Annotated in this window: 20 protein-coding genes; 14 read left to right on the top strand and 6 right to left on the bottom strand. The window is 34.5% G+C overall.

Going from position 1 to position 24,297, the window contains the following annotated elements; translation table 11 throughout:
- From idi to IC221_RS14830, 5 genes are read left to right on the top strand one after another with little or no spacing between them, the layout of a single operon-like run.
- Positions 1-537, top strand: a complete 537-nt coding sequence (idi, locus tag IC221_RS14850; protein WP_188169720.1) for an isopentenyl-diphosphate Delta-isomerase — start codon at positions 1-3, stop codon at positions 535-537.
- A gap of 10 nt (positions 538-547) precedes the next feature.
- Entirely contained in the window at positions 548-2,002 is a 1,455-nt protein-coding gene (locus IC221_RS14845; protein WP_188169719.1) for an NAD(P)/FAD-dependent oxidoreductase, read from the top strand.
- Positions 1,999-2,664 carry a carotenoid biosynthesis protein gene (locus IC221_RS14840; protein ID WP_188169718.1) on the top strand — a complete coding sequence of 222 codons (666 nt, stop codon included), beginning with the start codon at positions 1,999-2,001 and terminating at the stop codon, positions 2,662-2,664. Before IC221_RS14845 ends, IC221_RS14840 begins: the two co-directional genes overlap by 4 nt.
- A gap of 2 nt (positions 2,665-2,666) precedes the next feature.
- Positions 2,667-3,149, top strand: coding sequence for a sterol desaturase family protein (locus tag IC221_RS14835; protein ID WP_044202051.1), 483 nt, complete (start codon positions 2,667-2,669; stop codon positions 3,147-3,149).
- Positions 3,133-3,819 carry a lycopene cyclase domain-containing protein gene (locus IC221_RS14830; RefSeq protein ID WP_044202048.1) on the top strand — a complete coding sequence of 229 codons (687 nt, stop codon included), beginning with the start codon at positions 3,133-3,135 and terminating at the stop codon, positions 3,817-3,819. The genes IC221_RS14835 and IC221_RS14830 overlap by 17 nt, the downstream gene beginning before the upstream one ends.
- Before the next feature lie 64 nt (positions 3,820-3,883).
- On the opposite strand, the gene IC221_RS14825 is transcribed toward IC221_RS14830, so the two are convergent.
- Both IC221_RS14825 and IC221_RS14820 read right to left on the bottom strand, forming a co-directional pair.
- Positions 3,884-5,191 (bottom strand): TRAP transporter large permease subunit, encoded by a 1,308-nt coding sequence (locus IC221_RS14825; RefSeq protein ID WP_188169717.1) that lies wholly within the window; start codon positions 5,189-5,191, stop codon positions 3,884-3,886.
- A gap of 4 nt (positions 5,192-5,195) precedes the next feature.
- Complete coding sequence (locus IC221_RS14820; RefSeq protein WP_188169716.1) at positions 5,196-5,696, bottom strand: TRAP transporter small permease subunit; 501 nt, start codon at positions 5,694-5,696, stop codon at positions 5,196-5,198.
- Positions 5,697-5,942: 246 nt separating this feature from the next.
- Here IC221_RS14820 and IC221_RS14815 point away from each other — a divergent pair, with 246 nt between their 5' ends.
- The 3 genes from IC221_RS14815 to IC221_RS14805 all read left to right on the top strand — a co-directional run bounded on the left by IC221_RS14815 (position 5,943) and on the right by IC221_RS14805 (position 10,770).
- A complete protein-coding gene (locus IC221_RS14815; RefSeq protein ID WP_044202039.1) occupies positions 5,943-6,671 on the top strand; it encodes an isoprenyl transferase in 729 nt (242 codons plus the stop codon).
- A gap of 39 nt (positions 6,672-6,710) precedes the next feature.
- Positions 6,711-9,248, top strand: coding sequence for an outer membrane protein assembly factor BamA (gene bamA / locus IC221_RS14810; protein ID WP_188169715.1), 2,538 nt, complete (start codon positions 6,711-6,713; stop codon positions 9,246-9,248).
- A gap of 379 nt (positions 9,249-9,627) precedes the next feature.
- Entirely contained in the window at positions 9,628-10,770 is a 1,143-nt protein-coding gene (locus IC221_RS14805) for an acyl-CoA dehydrogenase (protein WP_188169714.1), read from the top strand.
- A gap of 66 nt (positions 10,771-10,836) precedes the next feature.
- Here IC221_RS14805 and IC221_RS14800 read toward each other — a convergent pair whose 3' ends face one another.
- The gene (locus IC221_RS14800; RefSeq protein ID WP_188169713.1) at positions 10,837-12,657 is read right to left on the bottom strand and encodes a glycosyltransferase; all 1,821 of its coding nucleotides are present in this window, start codon (positions 12,655-12,657) and stop codon (positions 10,837-10,839) included.
- Between the two features lie 243 nt (positions 12,658-12,900).
- Between IC221_RS14800 and IC221_RS14795 the strand changes: the two genes are divergently transcribed.
- The 4 genes from IC221_RS14795 (at position 12,901) to IC221_RS14780 (ending at position 16,239) form a co-directional block, all read left to right on the top strand.
- Positions 12,901-13,293, top strand: coding sequence for a YbjN domain-containing protein (locus IC221_RS14795; RefSeq protein ID WP_188169712.1), 393 nt, complete (start codon positions 12,901-12,903; stop codon positions 13,291-13,293).
- Between the two features lie 10 nt (positions 13,294-13,303).
- Complete coding sequence (locus IC221_RS14790; RefSeq protein WP_188169711.1) at positions 13,304-14,113, top strand: PspA/IM30 family protein; 810 nt, start codon at positions 13,304-13,306, stop codon at positions 14,111-14,113.
- 301 nt (positions 14,114-14,414) lie between these two features.
- Positions 14,415-15,119 (top strand): SPOR domain-containing protein, encoded by a 705-nt coding sequence (locus tag IC221_RS14785; protein ID WP_188169710.1) that lies wholly within the window; start codon positions 14,415-14,417, stop codon positions 15,117-15,119.
- A gap of 193 nt (positions 15,120-15,312) precedes the next feature.
- Positions 15,313-16,239, top strand: coding sequence for a hypothetical protein (locus tag IC221_RS14780; RefSeq protein WP_188169709.1), 927 nt, complete (start codon positions 15,313-15,315; stop codon positions 16,237-16,239).
- Positions 16,240-16,363: 124 nt separating this feature from the next.
- Here IC221_RS14780 and IC221_RS14775 read toward each other — a convergent pair whose 3' ends face one another.
- Complete coding sequence (locus tag IC221_RS14775; RefSeq protein WP_188169708.1) at positions 16,364-17,302, bottom strand: DMT family transporter; 939 nt, start codon at positions 17,300-17,302, stop codon at positions 16,364-16,366.
- A gap of 238 nt (positions 17,303-17,540) precedes the next feature.
- On the bottom strand, positions 17,541-18,179 hold the full coding sequence (locus IC221_RS14770) for a DUF1684 domain-containing protein (RefSeq protein ID WP_188169707.1): 639 nt from the start codon (positions 18,177-18,179) through the stop codon (positions 17,541-17,543).
- A 140-nt stretch (positions 18,180-18,319) separates the two neighbouring features.
- On the opposite strand from IC221_RS14770, the gene IC221_RS14765 reads away from it, so the two are divergent.
- The gene (locus IC221_RS14765) at positions 18,320-18,688 is read left to right on the top strand and encodes an HIRAN domain-containing protein (RefSeq protein WP_188169706.1); all 369 of its coding nucleotides are present in this window, start codon (positions 18,320-18,322) and stop codon (positions 18,686-18,688) included.
- Between the two features lie 28 nt (positions 18,689-18,716).
- On the opposite strand, the gene IC221_RS14760 is transcribed toward IC221_RS14765, so the two are convergent.
- Positions 18,717-21,191, bottom strand: coding sequence for a type ISP restriction/modification enzyme (locus tag IC221_RS14760; RefSeq protein ID WP_188169705.1), 2,475 nt, complete (start codon positions 21,189-21,191; stop codon positions 18,717-18,719).
- Positions 21,192-21,495: 304 nt separating this feature from the next.
- On the opposite strand from IC221_RS14760, the gene polA reads away from it, so the two are divergent.
- Complete coding sequence (gene polA, locus IC221_RS14755; protein ID WP_188169704.1) at positions 21,496-24,297, top strand: DNA polymerase I; 2,802 nt, start codon at positions 21,496-21,498, stop codon at positions 24,295-24,297.

Genomic DNA, 24,297 nt, shown 5'->3' with positions numbered 1-24,297 from the left:
ATGGAGAGAAATGATGTAATACTTGTTGACAAAAATGATCAACAAATAGGGGTGATGGAGAAACTTCAAGCCCATGTGGAAGGGAAGCTTCATAGAGCATTTTCCGTCTTTATTTTTAATAATGAAGGAAAGCTTTTGTTACAACAGCGTGCTTTGACAAAATACCATTCTGGGGGACTTTGGACCAATACATGTTGCAGTCACCCCAAGCCAGGGGAAGAGGTACATGAAGGTGCACACCGTAGATTGGTTGAAGAAATGGGTTTCAATACTGAAATTGAATGGGTGGATCATGTGCTTTACAAGGCGGCTTTCGGTAATGGACTTATTGAACATGAATACGATCATGTATTTGTAGGATATTATGATGGAATTATTAAACCTAACCCTGAAGAGGTTGAAAGCATCAGATGGATTGATATTGCTGAATTGGAAACTTGGATGAAGAAAAAACCATCTGACTTTACGGCTTGGTTTGGTTTGTGTTTAGAAAAAGTAAAGTGTTATCTAAACGTGAAAAAACAAGCAATAGCATAACTAAAACTGAATGAAACAAGCTGTAATTATAGGAGGAGGTATAGCAGGAATTGCATCCTCATTAAGACTTAATAAACTAGGCTACAAGGTAACTCTGTTAGAGGCATCAGATACATTAGGGGGGAAATTGAGACAATTTGAGGTTGAAGGTTTTAGATTCGATCAAGGCCCTTCGCTTTTTACGTTACCTCATTTAGTAGAAGAACTTTTTGCTTTGTATGGTAAAAATGTAAATGAGTATTTTCAATATGAGGAATCCGAAATAGCCACTCAGTACTTTTTTTCTGATAAATCCATTTTTACAGCCTATTCAGATCCAAAGAAATTTTCAGAAGAAGTTTTGAAGAAATGGGGAGTAGATGTTTCCCAAGTACTTCAAAATATCATTGATGACTATAATAAGACTTCACCTATTTTTATTGAAAACAGTTTGACAAAGGTATCAGATCTTCTTACTAAAGAAGTTTGGGTGGCGTTGCCTGTTTTGACAAGAATAGGTGTTTTTGAATCTTTACATCAATTCAATAAAAAACATTTTAAACACCCTCAACTCGTACAGTTGTTTGATCGATATGCCACTTACAATGGCTCCAATCCTTATCAAACTCCTTCTATCATGAGGGTGATCAGTGCTTTGGAACATCAAGATGGTGTCTTTTTTCCAAAACGGGGAATGCGATCGATTGTCACTTCTTTAGTTCAACTAGCGGAGGAAGAAGGGGTGACTTTCCTTACCAATAAAAAAGTGGAAAGTATCAGTGTTAGCAATCAAAAAAATATTAGAAGTGTGAAAACTTCAGACGGTGTTTTTGATGCTGATTTAGTGGTGTCGAATGTAGACGTGAACTTTTTTATTCCAAACATATTGGATAAAAAAATAAGAGTACCCAAGGAGAAAGAATTGTCTTCATCGGCAATGGTTTTTTATTGGGGGGTAAACAAATCATTTGATCAACTGCACTTGCACAATATTTTCTTTTCTGAAGATTATAAAAAAGAATTTCAAGAAATCTTTGATGACTTTAAAATCCCTACTGACCCTACTATTTATGTACATATCAGTAGTAAGATTAATGAAGATGATGCACCAAAGGGTTCTGAAAATTGGTTTGTAATGATTAACGTTCCGCCAAAACCAGAGTTATTTACAAAGGAAGTAATCGCCAAGATTGAAAAAAGGGTAATGGCGATTTTATCGAAGCAATTAGAAACAAATCTAGAGGAAGTGATATCTTATTCATCTTATTGGTCTCCTAAGTTGATAGAACAGGATACTCAAAGTTGGAAAGGTGCACTTTATGGATTGAATAGTAATAAACTAAACAGTGCATTTTACAGACAAAGGAATAAATCGAAAGATATTAATAACTTGTATTTTGTAGGGGGAAGTGTTCATCCCGGTGGAGGTATTCCTCTTTGTTTAAATAGTGCCAAGATTGTCGAAGAACTAATAACAAACCAATGAAAGCAACATTATTGATATCGACTGCAAAATCCTTTTCAACCGAAAAGTGGATCAAGATATTCTTATTTATATTTTATGCAGTGGGTTGTGTCGCTGCCTTTTTTCCATTAAATCAACTTATCCTTCCTTTTACACCTTTTTTACTTTTCTCTACTTTTTTGGTTTTACTTTATTTTGAAGATCAAAAGACCAACCAACTAAAGGTGTGGTATACTTTTGTTTTCATAGGTAGTTTTTTGGTAGAGTGGGTAGGTGTTCATAAAGGGTTTCTATTTGGTGAATATGTCTACTTAGATAATTTAGGGTATAAATTAGATGGAGTTCCTTTATTAATTGCTATAAATTGGTTGATATTAGCAGTTGCAGGAGTTACATTTAGTCGAAAAATAAAATTAAACGTCTATCTTAAGGCAATCATTTCAGCAGCTCTTGTCGTTCTGCTAGATGTATTGATTGAGAGAGTTTGTGAACCCCTAGGTTTTTGGAAGTGGGACGGAGGAATACCACCATTAAAAAATTATATGAGTTGGTGGATATTTATGACAATATTTATTTTTTTACGATTGAAATTTTTAAGGTCTAATAATTCGATTTCAGTCTATATTTATATATTATTTTTCACTTATTTTTTCTTTCAAAACCTAGCGCTTATCCAACTTTAATTATGATTTTGAATATTTTTATAGTAGCGATGACTTTCCTGTTTATGGAATTTACAGCATGGGCAGCTCACAAATATGTGATGCACGGATTTTTATGGTCCTTACATCAAGATCATCATGAGCCTCATAAGTCATTCTTTGAAAAAAATGATCTGTTCTTTTTAATTTTCGCTATTCCTTCATGGTTGGGAATTATGTTGGGTATGATGTACAATCATTATGTTTTTGTATGGATTGGAGCTGGTATAGCGATGTATGGATTGTGTTATTTTCTAACGCATGATGTTTTAATTCATAGAAGATTCAAATGGTTTGATAATACAAACAATCGATACTTCAGAGCGATAAGAAAAGCGCATAAAGTGCACCATAAAAGATTGACAAAAGAAGATGGAGAATGCTTTGGAATGTTGATTGTGCCTTTTAAATATTGGAAAGAAGCCAAAAGTATAAAACAAAAGAAGAAGAATGCCAGCACTGTCTGATATCTATTTAATCATAAATATACTGGCTCTGATGGGGCCTTTATTATTAAGCTTCGACAAAAAAGTAGCTTTTTATAAAAGTTGGATAAGGTTTATTCCCGCTTTTTTTACAATGGGGGTAATTTACCTTCCTTGGGATATTATTTTCACCTATATGATGTATTGGGGCTTCAATCCTGATTATCTTGTAGGTGTAAGTCTTTTTTATCTTCCTTTGGAGGAATGGATGTTTTTCTTCATTATTCCTTACTGCTTCCTGTTCATTTATGAATGTGTGATCGCGTATTTTCCAAGTACATTAAAAAAGACATATTTGCCCGCCTACTTTTTTATTGGTGTGGCAATATCTCAAGCTTATCACGGAGGTACCTATTCAACGACCAACTTTTATGTGGTTTGCATTGCATTGGTATTAGTGTATAAATTTCTGAATCAAGCTTTTTGGTGGTCTTATTTAATCACTCTTTTTCCATTTTTAATTTTTAATGGAATACTGACAGGTTCATTTACACCTGAGCCAATTGTTTGGTATAACAGTGAAGTATTTTCCAACATTAGAGTATTTACAATTCCAGCAGAAGATTTTATCTATCTTTTAGGAATGATGTTACTTTGTTTTAGAGGTTGGAATATGCGTTTGTATTCATCCGACTATGAGCAAAGAGCTTAGTAATAGCTTAATATAAACAGGGAGGTGGTTTGCAGTCTTTTATAGATGCAAACCACCTCTTTTTTTATTCCATGATATTCGGGAGGTAAGTCACAAGTTTAGGGAAACTGATCACTAATATGATTAATAAAAGTTGGATGCATATATAAGGAATGATTCCTTTATAAATTTGGCTTGTTTTGATGCTTTTGGGAGCTACACCTTTAAGATAAAAGAGAGAGAATCCAAAAGGTGGAGTTAAGAAGGAAGTCTGTAAATTAAGAGAGACTAATATTGCAACCCATAAAAGGTCAAGCTCATATAATGCAAAAATAGGAGTGACTACCGGCATAAAAATAAATATGATTTCTATGAAGTCAATAAAGAAACCGGCTAAGAAAATTCCAAAGAGTACCAAAGCAAGGAACATATATGGAGATAAATCTGCATTTTGAATAAATTCAACTAATATTTCATCTCCTCCTAAACCTCTAAACACAAGTCCAAACGCTGTTGCCCCTACCAAAATCATAAAGACCATGCTCGTTAATGAACCACTTTCAAGTGCAGATTCTTTAACTGCACTCCATGTTAATTTTTTTTCTAATGCAGTGAGCAAAGTAGCAGCTAATGCACCCACTCCGGCTGCTTCCGTGGGAGATGCAATTCCCATAAAAATAGAACCTAAAACAGCTAAGATTAAGACAAACGGTAAAACGAAAGTTTTTAATAATGAGGTAAAACTCAATGCTCTCTTAAATTCATCAATTTCAGTTTTAGAAATAGAAGGCACTTTGTCAGGGTTGAAACGGGCATAAACATATACGTATATAATATATAAAGTCACTAATAAGATTCCCGGAATAACTGCTGCGATAAACAAGTCTCCTATTGAAATATTCATAACACTTCCCATTAAAATAAGGACAATACTAGGAGGGATAATTTGACCTAAGGTGCCACTCGCGGCAATGATTCCTGTAGAGTACTCTGCAGAATATCCCCTTTTTAGCATGCTCGGTAAACTCATTAATCCCATCGTTACAACTGTCGCCCCAACAATACCAGTTGAAGCGGCAAGCATAGCTCCAACAATTGCCACCGAAATAGCAAGACCGCCTTTTACTTTTCCAAGAAGAATAGCCATTGTGTTTAGTAATCGACTAGCAATACCAGATTTTTCAAGCATTACACCCATATAGACAAAAAGGGGTACTGAAATCAGAATTTGATTACTCATTGTACCAAAAATCCTTAGAGGAAGTAAGTAAAATAAGTCGACACCAAAAGTGTAATAGCCAAAAATGAGTGAAACACCTGCTAAAGTAAAAGCGACAGGATACCCTAGTAGTAAAGCCCCAAATAGGCAGATAAATAGAAGAGCGAGAAGCATGTTGTTATTTTGTAGTTTTTAAAGAATAAAGTCCCTCGATTGTATTACCTATTCCTTGCAATAGTAACAAGATCATGCTTGCAGGAATTGTGGCCTTAATGATAAATCGGTAAGGAAGACCGCTAGGGTCAGTGGAGTGCTCCATAATCTTGTAGGAATTGATGATGTAGGGGAGACTAGCATCAATAATTAACAAGCAAAAAGGAGTGAGAAAGAACAGAAAACCAAAAGTATTAATGTAGATCTTAGTACGTTGAGAAAACTTTGAGTAGAAAGCGTCAACTCTCACATGTTTATCTTGCCTTAGTGTATTTCCTGCATTTAACAGAAAGATACAAGCAAATAAATGCCATTCTAATTCTGCTATGGAAGCGGATGTACTATTGAAAAAATATCGCATCAACACATCAAAGCAAACGATGATAATGAGCAACAAAGAGAAATAAGAGACAAAACTTCCAATTTTCTTATTCAGTAAGCTTAATTTGTTAGAAAATCTATTCATAGAGCAATTGCTGTGTTAAAAAATAGTATCTCATTGATACTGTGTGCACAGCATGGATTAGTTTATTGAATGTAGAATGTTAACTTGTGTAAAAATACATTATTCTGATAAATATGTACTATTAGTTTTCATTTCAAAACTGTTTTTTGTTGTTATCTGCTCTATTTATCTTTAATTTCGCCCTTCGGCAAAGTAATGTAAATGGATTGGATTACTGAGCTCAGTTTTGTTTAGACAATTTTTAGAATGGATTACACGTTAGATAAGGCAAATGTACCTAATCATATTGCGATCATCATGGATGGTAATGGACGTTGGGCTAAAGGGAAAGGTGCAAAGCGAATCTTTGGACACAATAATGCTATAAAAGCAGTACGTGAAGCAACAGAGGGATGTGCTGAATTGGGGGTAGATTATTTAACTCTTTATGCTTTTTCTACTGAAAATTGGAATAGACCAAAAGCCGAAGTTTTAGGTTTAATGAAATTGTTAGTATCAACAATTCGATCTGAAACAAAAACGTTGATGAAAAACAATGTCCGACTAAAAGCAATTGGAGATTTAGATCAGTTGCCTGGAGATTGCCAAAAAGAATTAGAGGAGTCAATACAACTAACCAAAGAGAATACGGGTCTAACATTAGTGTTGGCACTTAGCTATAGTGGTAGATGGGATTTGATTCAAGCTACAGAAAGAATGTGTCAAGCATTTAAGTCGGGAGAAATTGATGCAGTAAATGAAGATACGATCAAGAATTATTTGTCTACTGCAGATATGCCAGATCCCGAACTTCTTATTCGTACTAGTGGCGAACATAGAGTGAGTAACTTCTTATTATGGGAAATTGCTTACACTGAATTATTTTTTACTAATGTACTTTGGCCTGACTTTAGGAAGAACACCTTACACGAAGCAATTTTTTCTTACCAAGGACGTGAAAGACGTTATGGTAAAACAAGTGAACAACTTTCATAAAGATCAAGGACAATATTAAAAAGAGATCAAGCAAAACGCATGATATCAACTAAAAAAACAGTTATTAAACTGTTAACGTTCATCTCAATTTGGACATTCGCAATAACTACAACTTATGCTCAGTTTGGTACAAACTATGGTTCACAGAGTGGTAAGTACAAAGTTGACTATGGTACCCCGGTTGAATATACAATCGCTGGTATTGACGTTGTTGGTGCAGATTTTAACGATAAAAATGCATTAATCAACATCGCCGGCTTTAAAGTAGGGGAAAAAATTAAAATTCCAGGTGACGCTATCAGTAAGGCGGTAAAGAAACTTTGGAGACTAGGTATCGTTGGTGATGTTCAAATTAATGTCACTGAGATTCAAGGTAATGATATTTATCTTCAGATTGCCTTGAAAGAAAGACCAAAACTTTCAAAATTCTACTTTGAAGGTGTCAAAAAAGGTCAAGCAAAAACTTTAACAGACAAGGTACAATTGGTGAGAGGCCGTATTGTAACGGAATCAATGATTCGTAATACTCAAAACTTAATCAAAGCACATTACGCTGAAAAAGGTTTTAAGAATACGGAGGTGAAAATTGTACGTGAGAAAGATCCTGTTTTAGCCAACTCTGTCATTTTGAGAATTGATGTTAACAAAAATAGTAAGGTTAAAATCGATGATTTAAAGTTGACAGGCGTTGAAGAATTGACTCAGAAAAAGGTAAAAAGAAAACTGAAGAAGACGAAAGAAAAACGTTTTGGTAGAATTTTTACTCCTTCTAAGTTTATTGCTGAAGAATACGAAAATGATAAAAAATCATTAATTGAATACTACAACGAAGAAGGTTACCGTGATGCTGAAATCGTAAGAGATTCTGTTTATGATGTATCTAAGAAATTAGTAAACGTAGAGCTAGACCTTTATGAAGGTAAACGTTACTACTATAGAAGTATTAATTGGACAGGTAACTATAAATATACAGACGAACAATTAGCTAGAGTATTGGGTATTTCTCCAGGAGATGTTTACAATACAACAGAATTGAACAAGCGTTTATCTTTTAACCCAAGTGGTGCAGATATCTCCGCTTTGTACATGGATGATGGTTATTTATTCTTCAATGTGACTCCTGTAGAAGTATTGGTAACAGGTGACTCTGTTGATATTGAAATGAGAGTCTTTGAAGGTGAGCAAGCGTATATTTCTAAGATTATTGTAAATGGTAATACTAAAACTTCCGATCACGTTGTGTATCGTGAAATTAGAACATTACCTGGTCAGAAATTTAGCCGTGCCGACTTAATCAGAACGCAACGTGAACTTTCCACTTTAGGTTACTTTGACCCTGAAACAATTGATATCCAACCTAAACCGAATATGTCAAACGGTACTGTAGATATTCAGTATGGACTAACGGAAAAGGCCAATGATCAGATCGAACTTTCTGGTGGTTGGGGTGGTTTCTACGGTTTCGTAGGTACAGTAGGTCTAGTTTTTAACAACTTCTCGTTAAGGAATGTAGGTGACTTCTCAAAATGGAGACCGCTTCCTGCAGGTGATGGACAAAGACTACAATTAAGAGTGCAAGCTTCTGGTATTCAATATCAGACTTACTCTATTTCATTCACAGAACCTTGGTTAGGTGGTAGAAAACCGAACTCATTGACTGTAAGTTATAACTATTCAAACCAAAACTCTTATAGTGGTAACACAAAGATTGGTAGCTTAGGAATTAACGCAGCGACAGTAGCATTAGGTCGTCGTTTGAAATGGCCGGATGACTGGTTTACAATGTCCAATTCATTATCATTCATGGTATATGACTTGAATAACTGGTTTGCTACAGGTTTTGGTGATTATAATAATGGTAAATCATATAACTTCACATTTAATACTACAATCTCAAGAAACAGTATTGACCAACCTACCTACCCACGTAGAGGTTCTCAGATTTCATTGAGTATTAGTTTAACTCCTCCATATTCATTGTTCCAAGACAAAGATTTCTCTTCAACAGAAATTACGGATGAAGAAAGATACAAATGGGTGGAGTACAACAAGTGGATGTTTGATAATGCTTGGTACCAAGCCATTATTGGTGACTTAGTATTAGCAACAAGAGCGCACATGGGTTTCTTGAATGCATATAATCAAGATAAAGGTTTAGGACCATTTGAACGTTTCATCATGGGTGGTGATGGTCTTACTCAGCAGTTTGCCTTATTAGGAACAGAGACAATTGGTTTGAGAGGTTATCAAAACAACTCAATCGTACCTTATGAAACCAATGGTTTAGGTGGTGTTGTTTATAACAAATATGTTATGGAATTAAGATACCCTGTTTCATTGAATCCATCTGCTACAATTTATGTATTAGGATTCATGGAAGGCGGTAACAACTGGGCCTCATTTGATGAATTTAACCCGTTTGATTTATACAAATCGGCAGGTTTCGGTGCTCGTATCTTCATGCCAGCATTTGGTATGTTAGGTATTGACTGGGCATATGGTTTCGATGCACCTCCAGGTCAGAGAGATATCAGTGGTAGCCAATTCCACTTTACAATTGGACAGCAACTTAGATAATAAGATTTTATTTATAGATGGAAGCCTCTCGAATTCGGGAGGCTTTTTTTGTGCATTCAAAATTAGAGGAAATATAAATGGTTCATTTTGAACTTAAATGATAAACAGAATGCATAATTATAGGCTAAATCAAGAACTAATGATTCATTTATTATAAATTTAAAATCATACTTTACTTGGCTTTTAAGTTAAAAATGGAATAGTAATCTCTAAATTTTACCATTTTCAATTGTATTATTCTAATTTGATATAGCTATTCTCATTAATTATTTAATTAAAAATGTTTATTCCACACTTAAAAACTTTTTCTTTAGACGAAGCTTTGTATATTTGAGTAAACATTCACAATAAACACAACACAGAATTTACCAATTTACACATGAATTTTAAACTAACAGAAGAGCAGCAAGCAGTGAAAGATGCTGCTCGCGATTTCGCTCAGTCTGAATTATTAGAAGGAGTCATCGAAAGAGACACTGAACAACGATTCCCTGCTCAGCAAGTACGTCAAATGGGGGAATTAGGCTTTATGTCTATGATGGTTGACCCTGCATATGGAGGAGGAGGTATGGATACCATCTCATATGTATTGGCGATGGAAGAAATTTCTAAAATCGACGCTTCGGCTTCTGTATCGATGTCAGTAAATAACTCTTTAGTTTGTTGGGGGTTAGAAAAGTATGGTACTGAAGAACAAAAGAAAAAGTATTTGCCGAGATTGTGCTCTGGAGAGGCTATTGGAGCCTTTTGTTTGTCTGAACCTGAGGCGGGGAGTGATGCAACTTCTCAAGTGACAGAAGCCATTGACCAAGGCGATCATTATCTTTTGAATGGTACCAAAAACTGGATTACCAATGGAAATTCAGCCTCGATTTATCTAGTGATTGCTCAGACTGATCGTGAAAAAGGGCATAAAGGAATTAATTGCCTTATTGTAGAAAAAGGAATGGAAGGATTCGTTGTGGGGAAGAAGGAAGATAAGTTGGGGATCAGAGGTTCGGATACGCACATGTTGAGTTTTACTGACGTAAAAGTACCAAAAGAAAACCGAGTTGGAGAAGATGGGTTTGGCTTTAAGTTCGCAATGGGAACATTAAATGGAGGTCGAATTGGTATTGCTGCACAAGCTTTAGGTATCGCGGCAGGAGCCTATGAGTTGGCTCTAAAATATTCTAAAGAAAGGAAAACATTTGGTAAACCAATTAGCGAGCACCAAGCTATTGCTTTTAAGTTAGCTGATATGGCTACAAAAATAGAAGCTGCAAGGCATTTAGTGTATAAAGCCGCATGGTTAAAAGACCAAGGAGAAGATTATAGTGAAGCATCTGCCATGGCAAAATTATATGCATCAGAGGTTGCAATGGATGTAACGGTAGAAGCAGTTCAGGTACATGGTGGTTACGGTTACGTGAAAGAATATCATGTAGAACGACTAATGCGGGATGCTAAAATTACTCAGATTTATGAAGGAACGTCTGAGATTCAAAAAATTGTAATTTCAAGGAGTATCTTGAAAGATTAAAAAAGAAAGCCGGTCAATAGTAGTATTAACCGGCTTTTATATTTTCATTACCCTAAGAGGTAAGTATTAACGCTCTAGTGAGATTTGGTACGCTTTGATATAATAATCATATAAAGCATCCCAGTCAAAGTGAATAGAACTTTGCTCTACTGCACTTCTTTGAGAGATTCGATCTCTTCTTTCAGTCGTCACGAAATCATACATAAAGTTAGCTAATTCTTCAGCAGAGTGAGAGTAATCACTATGCTTTCTATGAATTACCTCAATACCTTCAACTCGTGTTCTCTTAAGATCATTGATGACGAAATCACCAAAACCTGCCAAATCAGAAGTAACAGCAGGAATACCTCTAGCAACACATTCCATTGGAGTATAACCCCAAGGCTCATAGTAAGAAGGGAAAACCCCAAGGTGACATCCTCTTACGAAGTCATCATAATCAATACCAAAGAGAGGGTTCATTGAAGAAACGAAATCTGGATGGTACACTAATTTCACTCTATCTCCCTCAAAGTTTAATAACCCTGAAGAACGTGCAAAGTTTAGGATATCATCTTTACTGTCATCTTGTAGGTTATGAGTAGTAAGGAAAGGTAAACGATCCGTTTTCCATGATTGGACAGTTCTTCTTAATTGAAGTCTTAAACTTTCTGGAATTAGATCCTCAATAGAAGGAGTAGAATAAGTATCTCCTTTAGAAGCCATATAGAATAATCTTTCCCCTACAGATCGCTCCATAGCATCACAGATTTTTCTAATTTCACCTAATACTGCTCTTGACTCTAGCTCTAGAGGGTTTATGGAGTTGTATTCTTTCTTAGTAATGAAGAAAGTAACAACCGTTTTATTGATATTGTTCACACGAAGTTTATGGTTCAGACGAGCCAATGCTTCTAGTGTTAAATCAAAACCTTTATTTTTAAATTCGTATCTACCTGAAGTAAAGAAGTATAAAGTATTATCAAGATCAAATGAGTAAGATTGGAAGAAATGCCCCATCACAAACTCATGTATCTTTTCTTTATAAACCTGATGAAGGTTTTGAGATTCATGTAATGCCTCAAAACGATTGACATTGATACCATTAGGAACAATAGCATCAGTATCTCTACCTAATAGGTATTTACATTCAATAGCAGTCAATCTACTTACCGTTGTGAAAGTGTGTGCACCATGTGCAGCAGCCCTTTCAATGGCAACTTGAGGAAGAATATTGAAGTGAGTGGCTTCTTTCTCCCAGTCGTAGATCCCTTTTTCTAAGTTGTCATAGAATCCAGGGTCGTTCATTGCTAAGTATCTACCAAGTAAAGTAGCGTGAGTGGTGAATACACATTTGATGTCTAAGTTTCTTCTTCTGATTTCTGGAATCGGAATACCTGCCATCCATTCGTGCATGTGTGCGATCACCTTTTGTTGATGCTGGTTTTGGTCATGTAGTTCTTGGAAGAAGTCAGTAATTTGACTTGCCAACATGATTGTTTGATCGAAGAGATCATCTCCGTCAAAAGAAGGGATATTATGGCTTTCCCAATTTGATTTTTTTATGTCAGTAAGTTTCCAAGCTTCATTATAGGGATTAAAAAGTACCACTCTTGGGCGTCCCGAAACTAACCATCTTCCATAATTTACTTCATATCCACGAGCTCTTAGTGAACGTACGGTTCTAGAAACTAAGTCATTACCCTCATCAGAAATTGGTTCAAAAATCGCGGATACATTGCTATTGATGTAAGGACCTATCAAACAATAGTTATCATCTCCAAAAGAAGAGAGAACGTTTAATATTTTTGACTTGATTACTGTATAGATCCCACCTACTTGGTTACACACTTCCCAAGCTCCTTCAATTAAAAGGGGGGAGTCTTTAAGATGATTATTTTTTGGCATATAGAATTTGGTAGTTTATTTTATCATTGAAATTTGCTTCAACCGATTGCATCAAATATACTATACCTTTTTCTAAAAGTTTTTCATTCTTCGATAAAAAATATCCAAAAAAATATTTTTTTAGTGATAACGTGCTTTTTATACCTCAAATTTTATTAAATATTAATTATTTCGGTCCCTTTTGGTATCCAATTTCTAGTTATATTCGTATTATCAGATATTAATAAATTAAATTACTATACAATGAGTTACTTTGAAAAAGTAAAGGGCTATTTGCTAAACCTCGGATATGATATTAAAAGTGAGGACCTAGAGGAAGAACTTTTTATCATTTCAGACGAGGAAGAAGGATTGATCAATGTTATCGTTGACTGCGAAGATCCTATCTTGATAGTAGAAATGCACATTTTTGATATTACTAGTGATAATCCAGAATTCTACAGAACTTTATTAGAGAAAAACAGAACTTCTGTTCATGGAGCTTTTGTAATTGATTCAGAAGGCAATAGAGTACTATTTAGAGATACCCTTGAGCTTGAAAACTTAGATGAAAATGAAATTGAAGGAACACTGAATGCATTTAAAATGATGATCAGTGAAAACTTTGACTTATTATTAAATTACGCACAAAACTAAACAAAAATATATGTCATTCTTTAAGAGAATATTCGGTTGGATGTCAGCAGAAACAAATGCTGCTTTAGATAGTTTGGAGGATCCTATAAAAATGACGGATCAGGGGATACGTGAATTAAAAGGAGATTTAGATAAAAGTTTACAAGGATTAGCTCAAGTAAAAGCAATCTCTATTAGAACAAGAAAAGAATACGAACAACATAAGCAAGCGGCAGCTGATTGGGAAAGAAAAGCAGTTCTTCTATTACAAAAGGCTAATGCTGGACAATTAGATACAGCTGAAGCAGACCGTTTAGCAACTGAAGCGTTAAGTAAAAAAGAACAAGCAGTTGCAGCAGCACAAACGCATGAAAAAATGGTCACTCAAAATGAGTCTCAAGTGACTAAAATGGAACAAAATGTTCAACGCTTGAAATCTCAAATTTCTCAATGGGAAAATGAGGCGAAGACATTAAAAGCGAGAGCAAAAGTGAGTGAAGCTTCTTCGAAAATCAACAAACAGTTAGCGAGTATTGATTCAGGTAGTACTGTTGCAATGTTGGAGAGAATGAAGAACAAGGTAGAAGAGCAAGAAGCTTTAGCGGAATCTTATGGAGATATTGCAGATGCAAATGTTTCAATTGATGAAGAAATAAATAAGGCGATTGGTCCAGGTAGCGGCACTTCGTCATTAGCATTAGATCAGTTGAAAGAAAAAATGAGATTGGGTGCTGGAGAATCGGCTTCTAATACGACAGATAGTACATCAAGTACAGCTTCTGCTCCTCAAGAGGAGTCTGAATTGGATAAACTCAAAAATCAGTTGAAGAACGATCAATAAAAATTGATTTCTTCATCTTTGTAGTACAAATATTCTAACTCATTTTATAATACAGGTTTTACTTTAAATAGTTATACTTTGTATTGTAAGATGAGTTTTTTTTATGTCTCACTAATTATTTTTTAGGCTAAAAATGGAATTTTAAGCACTATTGATTAGCTTTATAATAAGAATTAGAATTGTATCACAACTATTAGACTCTGATTAGTCCTTTTTGACTGATTTTTTTATTGATACTGTAATACAATTGAAAGATAATTTTAATTACAATTTTATTCTCCTGAAACGATCCTTGGATACAATGAAAAATCAAATTTTACCTATTGCAGTTATTATTTTTTCATTCATGTTAGCACCGGATTCTTTTGCTCAAAGTAAGAAAAAGTTGAAGCAGATGAATGCTCAGTTAACCACTGAAAATACTGAATTAAGAAAAAGCAAAACAGAATTAGAGAAGAAGTCGAATTCATTGAAAACAATGAATGAGCAAATGAAGTATGAGGTAGAAGGTTTAAAAGCTGATATTAATTCACTTCAACAAAAAAATGAGGCATTGCAAAGTGAGGTAAATGCTCTATCTGAATCTAATGAGGCTTACGAAGAAAAGATGGCAGTATATGCAAAATCTGGAAGTGGTGGAAATGTAGCTACTGCTGGAAACAACATGCCTTCAAACTCTTCACAATGTTCAAGTCGTCAAGGTAAATTACAAAACAACCGTACTTACTTTGTAGATTTAAGCAGTCAAATCATCTCTCATGGTTGGGGTGTTCAAGTTTACTCAACTGCAGATTTATGTGACGCTCAAGGATACGCAGAAAAGTTTGAAGCACACTACAAAATGTGGAAAACTTATGTGAAAGTTACTGAGCAAAATGGTCAGCAAGTATACAGTGTTGTATATGGTTCATTGAAGTATCAAGATCAAGCGAAAGTGTATTTAGAGAACTTCAAGAAAATTGGTAGAAACCAAGATGAGCAAAATGCAACTTTAGTACAACACTAAGAAAATATTCTCTTATAATATGGAAAGGAGGCGTTCGTCTCCTTTTTTTTTAAATCTATGGTATTAAAACTCTTCTATTTTTTTATAATTACATTTTGAGAAAAGACTATGACCAAGATTATCTGTAATAATAAATGAATGGAATATTTATTGCATCTAATCCTAATACTTAAATTAAATTTTTGAAGAAGAAGTGAAAAATCCTACTGTTGCATATACATGGAGAAAAGTGATTCGTTGGTTTTACGTCTACTTTGTGGCCTGTTTCTTAATTGCAGTGGGTAACTTTAGTTCCTTTAGGCAAATTGAAGATCATGACGCTGTATTAGAAAAAGTACTTGATATTCGTCAGAAATCAATGCGAATGACACTTGCAGCACAAGAGTTCTTGTCTTATGAAGCACACTATGAAGACTTCCATAAGTCGAGGGAAGCGACTCCAATTATGAAGGAATACCATAAGATTGATAAAAATTTAGAGTTGTATATCTCTTCAATTCTTACTTCAAACTCTTCTTGGAAAGTTGAATATGAAACTGATCTCGATTCATTTTTTAAACTACTTAAAACCCACCGTAAGACTTTTTCTAAGATCATAACACAGCTTAAGTACAGAGGTTCTCAAAACTCAGGAATGATTGGAGATCTTCAGAAAAGAACGAAAGCACTTGCCATTGATCCCTATATTAATATTGTTTCTTTAGAAAGAATGAAGCTTTTAGAGAAAAGTTATTTGCTTTCTGCGGATACTTCTGAATTTTACAAAATCAGAGAGTTGAACCATCAAATGCAAAATGATATCAAAAATATTCCTATGGCAGAAAATCATAGGTATACATTGTTGAATAACTTAAAACGATACAATTCTACACTTTTGAAAATCGTAAATGTAGATTTAACGATTGGCTTTAGAGGTGATAAAGGACTCACCTTAAACCTTCAGAAAAATACAGAAGATATCATCAATCTTTCCCAAAAGATGTACAATGAAGCCAAGAAAGAAAAAGATGATTGGCTGTCTTATAGTAGGTGGCTGTCCGTGATATTTGGTACGCTTTCAATTAGTGTTCTTTTAGTACTCAGCCTAACCTCTCACGAATTGCTAGGTAAAATGAAGTAGTCAACTTCAAGGTATTTATATCTCTTTATTTACTTCTGTTTTTTTTAATAATTTGGGTCACCTCTTCTAACACTTCAAATGACGACTTATTTAGTTGATTGGGTTCATCTAAAAGAGTAAGAACTTAAGAATGACTAGGTTCTACCTTATCTAATTTAAATATGAATTTGGCCAATGGCATAGCCAAAATAGCAAAAGCTATAATAAATGCCCCTCCATAGAAATACAGGTCCATAAGTTCACTTTCCCCAAAAAAGAAATAGGCAATAACACCACCATATATTGGAGCCAAGTTGTTGGCTAGTGATATACTAAAAGGGGTAATTTTTTTCATCACTTTTACAATAGAGGAATAAGCAATAATAGAAAATACAATGGCCAGTACAATGATTAACAAGATATCAGTAGGAGTAGGTATTGAAAAACTACCTTGCTTAATGAATTTAAGATAGTATGGAAGTACTGCTGCTGTAGCTAAAAATGCTCCAAGCATCTGATAGAAAGTAATGACTAAATAATGATACCTACGAGAGGATTTTGAGGTAAGTATAGTAACTAATGCCGCAAAGAATGCTGCTAAGATTGCTGTAAACATTCCCTCACTATAAGCAAAACTAGAACTGAAAATCATATAAACGCCAAACAAAGCAGACAATCCGGTCATTAACTCATTAAACGTAGGTCTTTTCTTGGAGAATATGGGGTATACAAAGCTTACCCATACTGGTGTAGTAGCCATTCCCACCAATGTTACCGAGGTATTTGAGGTTTTGGCCGCAATAACAAATAACACCCAATAAATGGAGGTGAGCATTCCAGTAAATACTAATAGGAGTACATGTGAAGTTTTAACCTTTAAAGGTATTTTCTTTATCGAGAGAAAGATAAAGATAATGACAAAAGCAGTCATTGTCCTTAAAAAAACAATTTCTACTGAAGAAAGCGATATATAGATATTAATAATTGGAATTGTACTTGAACACAATATCCAAAAGTGCAACTCCAAATAAGCACGCTTATTATCAGTGGTTGCGAGTTTATTAATAATTTTATCTAATGACATCGAGCAATAAAAAAATGTAATGTGTTAAGAACCGAATAAAAGCAATTAAGGAATAGGAGGAGTAGAAGCGTTGATGAAATATTTATTTACAAGCTTCTAGTTCTTTCATCTCCATTTACTTTTGCCGTAATACTCAACTTCCAAATTACCACTAATTTTTAACTATCCCTAATCAGTTAAGTGGGATTGAAATGAATAACTTTTAAAAGTACTATTAATGATGTATATCGTGAATTTGTTACAGATGGTATTTTTTCTCTCCTGCATTAATTTCAACTGTCATTTGATTCTCCAAAGGAGGTAAAGGACAGTCGTAATTATCATTGTAGGCGCAGTAGGGGTTGTATGCTTTATTGAAGTCTATAACAGTCTGCATAGCTCCTTTCTTTAAACCGCGTAGCTCAATATAACGACCGGCCCCATAGGTAGTATTCCCGGATGTTTGATCTCTGAAAAGCACCATTGTTAAACCTTTCGTCAACGGATTAGGCAAGGCATTTTGAAGTAATACCAGTTTTTGTTCTTGATTATCTATTTTAAACGTAGCCCATGCTACTTTTTTATAAGTTCTAGGATCTCCGTTTGTAGAAGCAATTTTGATAGACTCTGGTTTATCGGCCCATTCTAGTTTTGCATTTACAATGTATTGTTTGTCTGGAGTGAAATAATTTAGTGAATTGAAAGTCTTTATTTCTTCTTTTTTCAAAGGAGAAGTCTTTTCGTCTTTAAACTCTTCATTTTTCTCTGCTCTTTCAATATTCACTTTTTCAAGATATTTCCCTTGATCCAAATTAGAATTGGAAGACAGATAAGTATAAGCAACGACCACGGCTATAAGGGCAAACAGTGCAATTTTAATGATTTGAGACAGTTTCATAATGGTATTTTGAGACCTTAAATAATGATTTTAAATATATGATTTTTTTAAGAAAAAATAAAACCTAGTTTAGTTTTATAGGAATATTGCAATAAAATATTGTATATTGCTAATAATTACCAAAATATAATAATGATTCTATGGTTAAACCTTTTACTCACAGCGAAGAAAAAGATTTACTATCTAATCTAAGTAAGACACTTCTCTTTGAAGGTTATGTTGCAGGATTCCAATACTATTCGAATAAAGATACCGAATGGGGAATTATGCGACAGCCAATCAAATTGGTGCGAAATTCTGCTAACGAATATGATGAATTTGCAACAGCCGTTTTTGCGGGTGACACCATGATTGGTTACGTTCCTAGAGAGGTAAGTAAATCAATTGCTGAAAAATTGGAAAGTGAAGAAGTGATAGAGGCTGAACTTGTAGAAGTTGATCCTTCCGCCACTGACCAGAAAAAAGTGCTCTTTCGAATTTGGAATTACCATTACGAAGAGACCGCCTAGATACTATTGAAAATAATTCATTCTGCCGTTAATTTCTACGTTTTAATCTAAACTTTTGTCCCGAGTTCTCAAATAAATGATTCGGGAGAGTATTCTTCACTTTCAAATAAAATTGAGCTTGAAATTGAATACTTTTAAGTAATTCTAATCTATTGATTACAGCTATTTCAGATCTATAGTATTTTTGCAAATCTTTATTCAAAGGTTTTCTTTCTCTATACTCTTGAAGTATAAGTTGGAAAACCTTTTGTTTATCCCACTCACCTATCTTTTGGTTTTCTTCAAGTCCAGCAATTTTCTGACTGCTATTAATTAAAATATCTGTTTCGTCATTTTCTTCTGTTACATCTCCAAAAGTAAAGTGAATGTCGTCAATGTTAGAAGTGCCTGATTGGAATATTTCTTTGCCCATTTTCGCCCATGACCAAAAATCATTTAATAATGGTATTCTAGGTGGTAACGCTTTTAATTCTTTTTCAAAGTCATTTTGATAAAGAGGATGATTAAGAATGGCAAAGCAATAATAGAAGATATTTTCTTTCTTTAAAGCTTTTACTTTTTGTTCATTTTCAATCTTGCCTTTTTCTAACTCACCGATCGTACTAATGATTTTTTGAGAAGATTTATTGATCTCTTGGATCATCACTTTTTTCTCCGTTGAACCTCTAAAGAGCTGATGCATCTTTTGCGTCAATTGATGTAAAAGCTTTGTGACATCGTCTAAGCTACTTTCCTTCTCTTGTGTTAAGTCAGAAAGTTGTTTGGTGAATTTATGAAGTACCGGAAGCCTATTGGTGTATCGTTCAATACTTTTTATTTCACTCTCCAATAGATCTTGAATAGAGCCAACAGAATTATTGAGTTCTACTTTTGGAAGTCTTGAAACATAATACTGTTTAAAGCGGTCCAATGCCCAGTCACTGATATTACTACTATAAGAGTGGTCTTCTTTATAGATGTTCAGTGGTAATATTGTAGCAAATTGATTTCTACTATAGTAGGTAGAAAGCAATGCCTGATTACTTGGCGTCACTTCTAAACCTAAATCCTTATGCATAGAAAGGGCAAAAGTAGGGTTCTCGATTTGAAAACCATGATGTTGTAATGTGTTCCAATTCTCGGTGTCTCTTTTGGAAATATAGGCCCATTTCTTCAAAAACGGTTTGACATAAATTCGACTTAACTGAGCGTCAGAAACTACAGTGTCTTCATCCAAGCCAAGTGTTTCCTTCTTCTTTTGATTTTTATAATAAAGGTTGACTTTCTCAATCAACTGTTTTTTATTAAAATCAGTATGCCAAGATTTATTTTTAAGGTTTAATGCTGGAAGAGTTTGATTGAAAATACTCTTTTCTTTATCGGAAATTAGACATAGGAAGTTCTTATATTCATCAGAAGAAAGTGTAATCCAATCATCTGAATCTTCATGAACTTGAGCGAAATCTTCCAAATAACTAGGGGCGTAAAAAACACCTTCTTTCTCTTCTTCTTTACTGAAAATAAAACAGTATACTACTTGTGATGAATACTGCTGTGCTTGAATATAGATCCTTTGGCAAATCTTCGAAACCGTATTTCTCCAATTTTTATATTCAGGTGCCGCAGCAAGAGAATGATCTCCTCTAATCACTAATATACCGTTGTTGCCTAATCTTTCCTTAGCCCACAAAAACCAATAGGATACGGGGTTTCTGAAAGAATCATTTTTGAAAGTCTTCTTTACCTTATTGACCCAATCTTTATGAGCAGTTCTATTACCCAATGACATCTGTTGAATAGTCCCAAAAACAATTTGAACTGGATCTCTGTTCAAATTGATGAGTTTATTGAGGTTGCTATCATCTTCAACGAAGTCTAAATGCTTTTGTCCTTGAGGTTTTATGTTGACAAAACACAAACTGTTGCCAAAAGAACGTGTACTTGCTGGGATTATAATAGCACTCCAATAATAAGCCAGTAAATCATAACAGACTATGGTATTGGATTTTGCTTCAATATCTAAGAATGGAGGCAATGTAAAAGAAGGGTAGAGGTACTGAGCATTTGTTCCTGAATTATTCAAATGCTTTTTCATCAGTGATCGGAACATTCCCAAAAAGTAATTGGGTAAAGGTTCGCCTTCTTCCCTTCCCATCAATGTGGTAAAGAGGGCATCTTTGTTATCTTGTTCTAATGAAAGCTGTTCAATATTTTCAGCAACGGTTTGATAGCTTTTTTGAAGTAACTCTTCATCAATAGTTTGTGAAGTTAAACCTTCAAAAGCTTGAAATATTGAATCCTCAAAAAGGCCTTTTTGACCTTCTGTATCGATTAAAATAGAGACGATATGTTTGCTTACAATATGCTCACTTATAAATCTCAAAAGGTCTTCTACCTCAAAAGTGGGATAGAAAGATTTCTTAAAGACCTTGATTAATCCAGTGCTTTTTTCTTGAATTAATGATTTATAATTTCCAGCATATAATAGTTGCTGTTGTAAGTGCTGTATCGCTTCTCCTACCAAACCTCTTTACTTTTTTAAGTTCAAACTAGAACAGATGAATCAGAATTTCCTAAAGGATATTGAATCACCCTTTTCTAAAATCAAAAAATAGATTTTGATTCGCCATCTGCTTCAAATTGTCAATTGAATTGCAAATATTATTGCAAACGTACAACAAGAATATAAATCTTCGAAATCCGATTAGTATATTCGTACAAAAATTAAGATATAACTGCAAAATCACGAATAGTTAGTAAGATCGGAGATTGATTTCGTGATTTTAAAATTAGAAACTGTATAGAGCGTCTTTTAGACCAACTAAATTATGAAGAAATTATTTCTGCTTGACGGCATGGCTCTTATTTTCCGTGCCCATTTTGCCCTAATACGTAATCCGCGTATCAATTCTAAAGGAGTGAATACGAGTGCTCCAATGGGTTTTGTCAACTCATTATTGGAGATACTTAAGAAGCAGAATCCTACACATATTGGTGTTTCATTTGATTTATCTGGCCCTACTTTTAGACATGAAATGTACAAAGAGTACAAAGCCAATAGACAAGAAACGCCTGAAGATATTTCTATTGCAATTCCAATCGTTAAGAAAATCGTTGATGCTTTTAATATTCCAAGATTAGAAGTGGAAGGCTATGAGGCTGATGATGTGATTGGTACTTTGGCAAAAGAAGCTTCAAAACAAGGTTTTCAAACGTTTATGATGACGCCTGATAAAGATTATGCTCAATTGGTGGATGAGAATACTTTCTTATACAGACCTTCTACGAAGGGTGGAATTGAGATTTTAGGTGAAAAGGAAGTTTTAGAAAAGTTTGATTTGGATAGAATCGACCAAGTAATTGACCTTTTAGGTTTGCAAGGTGATGCTGTTGATAATATTCCAGGTATTCCGGGTGTTGGTCCTAAAACTGCTGTAAAATTATTGAAGCAATACAGCACTGTAGAAGGTATTCTTGAGCATTCTTCAGAGTTAAAAGGAAAACTGAAGGAAAGAGTAGAAGGTAATAAAGAACAAGCAATTCTTTCTAAAGAATTAGCGACCATTAAAATAGATGTGCCGATTGCATTTGAAGAAGATAAACTTTTAGTGCAAGAACCTAATAAAGAGGAAATCATTAAGATTTTCAATGATCTTGAATTTAAGACCTTATTAGGAAGGTTATTCCCTGATGCAAAACCTGCTCCTACTAAAAAAGTAGTGAAAGCAGGGGAGCAAGCTTCATTGTTCGGTGCTCCAACTTCATCTGCTTCAAAAGTTGAGACAGTAGAAGAGGTTGTAGAAGAAGAGGAGTTGCAAGGGCCTGATACCATTGGTTCATTGGACAAGAATTATAGAATGATTGATTCAGAGGAACGTTATGCTGAATTGATCAATTACCTTTCTAAACAAAAGGAATTTGCCTTTGATACTGAAACATCTTCTTTAGATGCTTTGGAAGCTCAGATTGTTGGAATGTCTTTTTCTGCTCAAAAAGATGAGGCTTACTATGTTCCTGTTCCATTGGAAAAAGAAGAGGCAGATAAAGTTTTAGCTCACTTTCAACCATTGTTTGAGAATAAAGAAATATTAAAAATTGGCCAAAACTTGAAATATGACCTTCAGGTGATGGATACTGCTGGTGTAAAAGTGCAAGGACCATTCTTTGATACAATGTTGGCGCATTACTTAATAGAGCCAGACAAACGTCATGGTATGGACAGCCTTTCTGAAACATATTTAAATTATATTCCGGTTTCGATCGAGACTGTATTAGGTAAAAAAGGGAAGAAGCAGAAAAATATGAAAGATTTGCCTGCTTCGGAAATTTATGAATATGCGTGTGAGGATGCTGATGTTACACTTCAGTTGAAAGAGAAGTTCTTACCAATATTGGAAGAAAAAGGCTTGAAAGAGTTATTCGAAAATCTTGAAATGCCATTGTTGGAAACGCTGAAAGATATGGAAAAAGAAGGGGTGAATTTAGATGTGCCTTCTTTAGAACTCTATTCTATTCAAATTGGTAAAGAAGTCGAGCAGTTAGAAAAAGATATTTATGCCTTGGCAGGTGAAGAGTTTACTATTTCATCTCCTAAACAATTAGGTGTGATTCTTTTTGAAAAAATGAAGCTGGTCGATAAACCAAAAAAGACAAAAACGGGTCAATATGCTACAGGGGAAGAAATTCTTCAAGGTTTGAAGCAACATGAAATCGTTGAAAAGATTTTAGATTTTAGACAGTTAGCGAAGTTGAAGAGTACGTATGTAGATGCCCTTCCGAAGTTGATCAAGGCAGATGGAAGAGTACATACTACTTACAATCAGGCAGTGGCGGCAACAGGTCGTTTAAGTTCTACAGACCCTAACTTGCAGAACATTCCGATTAAGACTTCAAGAGGTAGAGAGATCAGAAAGGCTTTTGTTGCTAGAGATGAAAACTACACATTTGTTGCGGCGGATTATTCTCAGGTAGAATTGAGAATTATGGCAGCGTTCAGTAAAGATGAAGAAATGCTCAATGCTTTCAAGGATGGGAGAGACATTCACACTGCTACAGCTGCTAAAGTCTTCAAAGTAGATGAAAAAGACGTTGAGCCGGAAATGAGAAGAAGAGCAAAAACGGCCAACTTCGGTATTATTTATGGCGTTTCAGCATTTGGTCTTTCTCAGCAATTGAATATCGCTAGAAGTGAGGCGAAGGAGTTGATTGATAATTATTTTGTAGAGTTTCCTGCCATCAAGAAATACATGGATGATGTGATTGCGAAAGCAAGAGACAACGAATATGTAGAGACGTTGATGGGAAGAAGAAGATATTTAAGAGATATCAATTCACGTAATTTCACGGTGAGAGGAATGGCAGAACGAAATGCCATCAATGCACCAATTCAGGGTACTGCAGCGGATATCATCAAGAAAGCGATGATTGAAATTCAGGAATGGATGAATGCACAAGATTTGAAATCAAAAATGATCCTTCAGGTACATGATGAATTGATTTTTGATGTTCATAATGATGAATTAGAATTAATGACTTCCAAAATAAAAGAAATGATGGAAAATGCATATGACATTGGAGTTCCTTTAGAAGTAGAAGTCGGTAAAGGTATAAATTGGTTAGAAGCCCATTAA

The sequence above is a fragment of the Flammeovirga sp. EKP202 genome, assembly GCF_014534745.1.
Taxonomy (GTDB): Bacteria; Bacteroidota; Bacteroidia; order Cytophagales; family Flammeovirgaceae; genus Flammeovirga.
Note: the sequence above shows the minus strand (reverse complement) of the source record. Positions and strands in the feature narration are given on the sequence as shown.

What these genes read in the sequence shown, in the direction of transcription:
- IC221_RS14765 (WP_188169706.1), top strand. Translation starts at nt 18,320, where the DNA reads ATGGTTAAACCTTTTACTCACAGCGAAGAAAAAGATTTACTATCTAAT.
- IC221_RS14770 (WP_188169707.1), bottom strand. Translation starts at nt 18,179, where the DNA reads ATGAAACTGTCTCAAATCATTAAAATTGCACTGTTTGCCCTTATAGCC.
- IC221_RS14815 (WP_044202039.1), top strand. Translation starts at nt 5,943, where the DNA reads ATGGATTACACGTTAGATAAGGCAAATGTACCTAATCATATTGCGATC.
- IC221_RS14825 (WP_188169717.1), bottom strand. Translation starts at nt 5,191, where the DNA reads ATGCTTCTCGCTCTTCTATTTATCTGCCTATTTGGGGCTTTACTACTA.
- IC221_RS14805 (WP_188169714.1), top strand. Translation starts at nt 9,628, where the DNA reads ATGAATTTTAAACTAACAGAAGAGCAGCAAGCAGTGAAAGATGCTGCT.
- IC221_RS14800 (WP_188169713.1), bottom strand. Translation starts at nt 12,657, where the DNA reads ATGCCAAAAAATAATCATCTTAAAGACTCCCCCCTTTTAATTGAAGGA.
- idi (WP_188169720.1), top strand. Translation starts at nt 1, where the DNA reads ATGGAGAGAAATGATGTAATACTTGTTGACAAAAATGATCAACAAATA.
- IC221_RS14840 (WP_188169718.1), top strand. Translation starts at nt 1,999, where the DNA reads ATGAAAGCAACATTATTGATATCGACTGCAAAATCCTTTTCAACCGAA.
- IC221_RS14795 (WP_188169712.1), top strand. Translation starts at nt 12,901, where the DNA reads ATGAGTTACTTTGAAAAAGTAAAGGGCTATTTGCTAAACCTCGGATAT.
- IC221_RS14785 (WP_188169710.1), top strand. Translation starts at nt 14,415, where the DNA reads ATGAAAAATCAAATTTTACCTATTGCAGTTATTATTTTTTCATTCATG.
- bamA (WP_188169715.1), top strand. Translation starts at nt 6,711, where the DNA reads ATGATATCAACTAAAAAAACAGTTATTAAACTGTTAACGTTCATCTCA.
- IC221_RS14790 (WP_188169711.1), top strand. Translation starts at nt 13,304, where the DNA reads ATGTCATTCTTTAAGAGAATATTCGGTTGGATGTCAGCAGAAACAAAT.
- IC221_RS14820 (WP_188169716.1), bottom strand. Translation starts at nt 5,696, where the DNA reads ATGAATAGATTTTCTAACAAATTAAGCTTACTGAATAAGAAAATTGGA.
- IC221_RS14775 (WP_188169708.1), bottom strand. Translation starts at nt 17,302, where the DNA reads ATGTCATTAGATAAAATTATTAATAAACTCGCAACCACTGATAATAAG.
- IC221_RS14835 (WP_044202051.1), top strand. Translation starts at nt 2,667, where the DNA reads ATGATTTTGAATATTTTTATAGTAGCGATGACTTTCCTGTTTATGGAA.
- IC221_RS14845 (WP_188169719.1), top strand. Translation starts at nt 548, where the DNA reads ATGAAACAAGCTGTAATTATAGGAGGAGGTATAGCAGGAATTGCATCC.
- polA (WP_188169704.1), top strand. Translation starts at nt 21,496, where the DNA reads ATGAAGAAATTATTTCTGCTTGACGGCATGGCTCTTATTTTCCGTGCC.
- IC221_RS14830 (WP_044202048.1), top strand. Translation starts at nt 3,133, where the DNA reads ATGCCAGCACTGTCTGATATCTATTTAATCATAAATATACTGGCTCTG.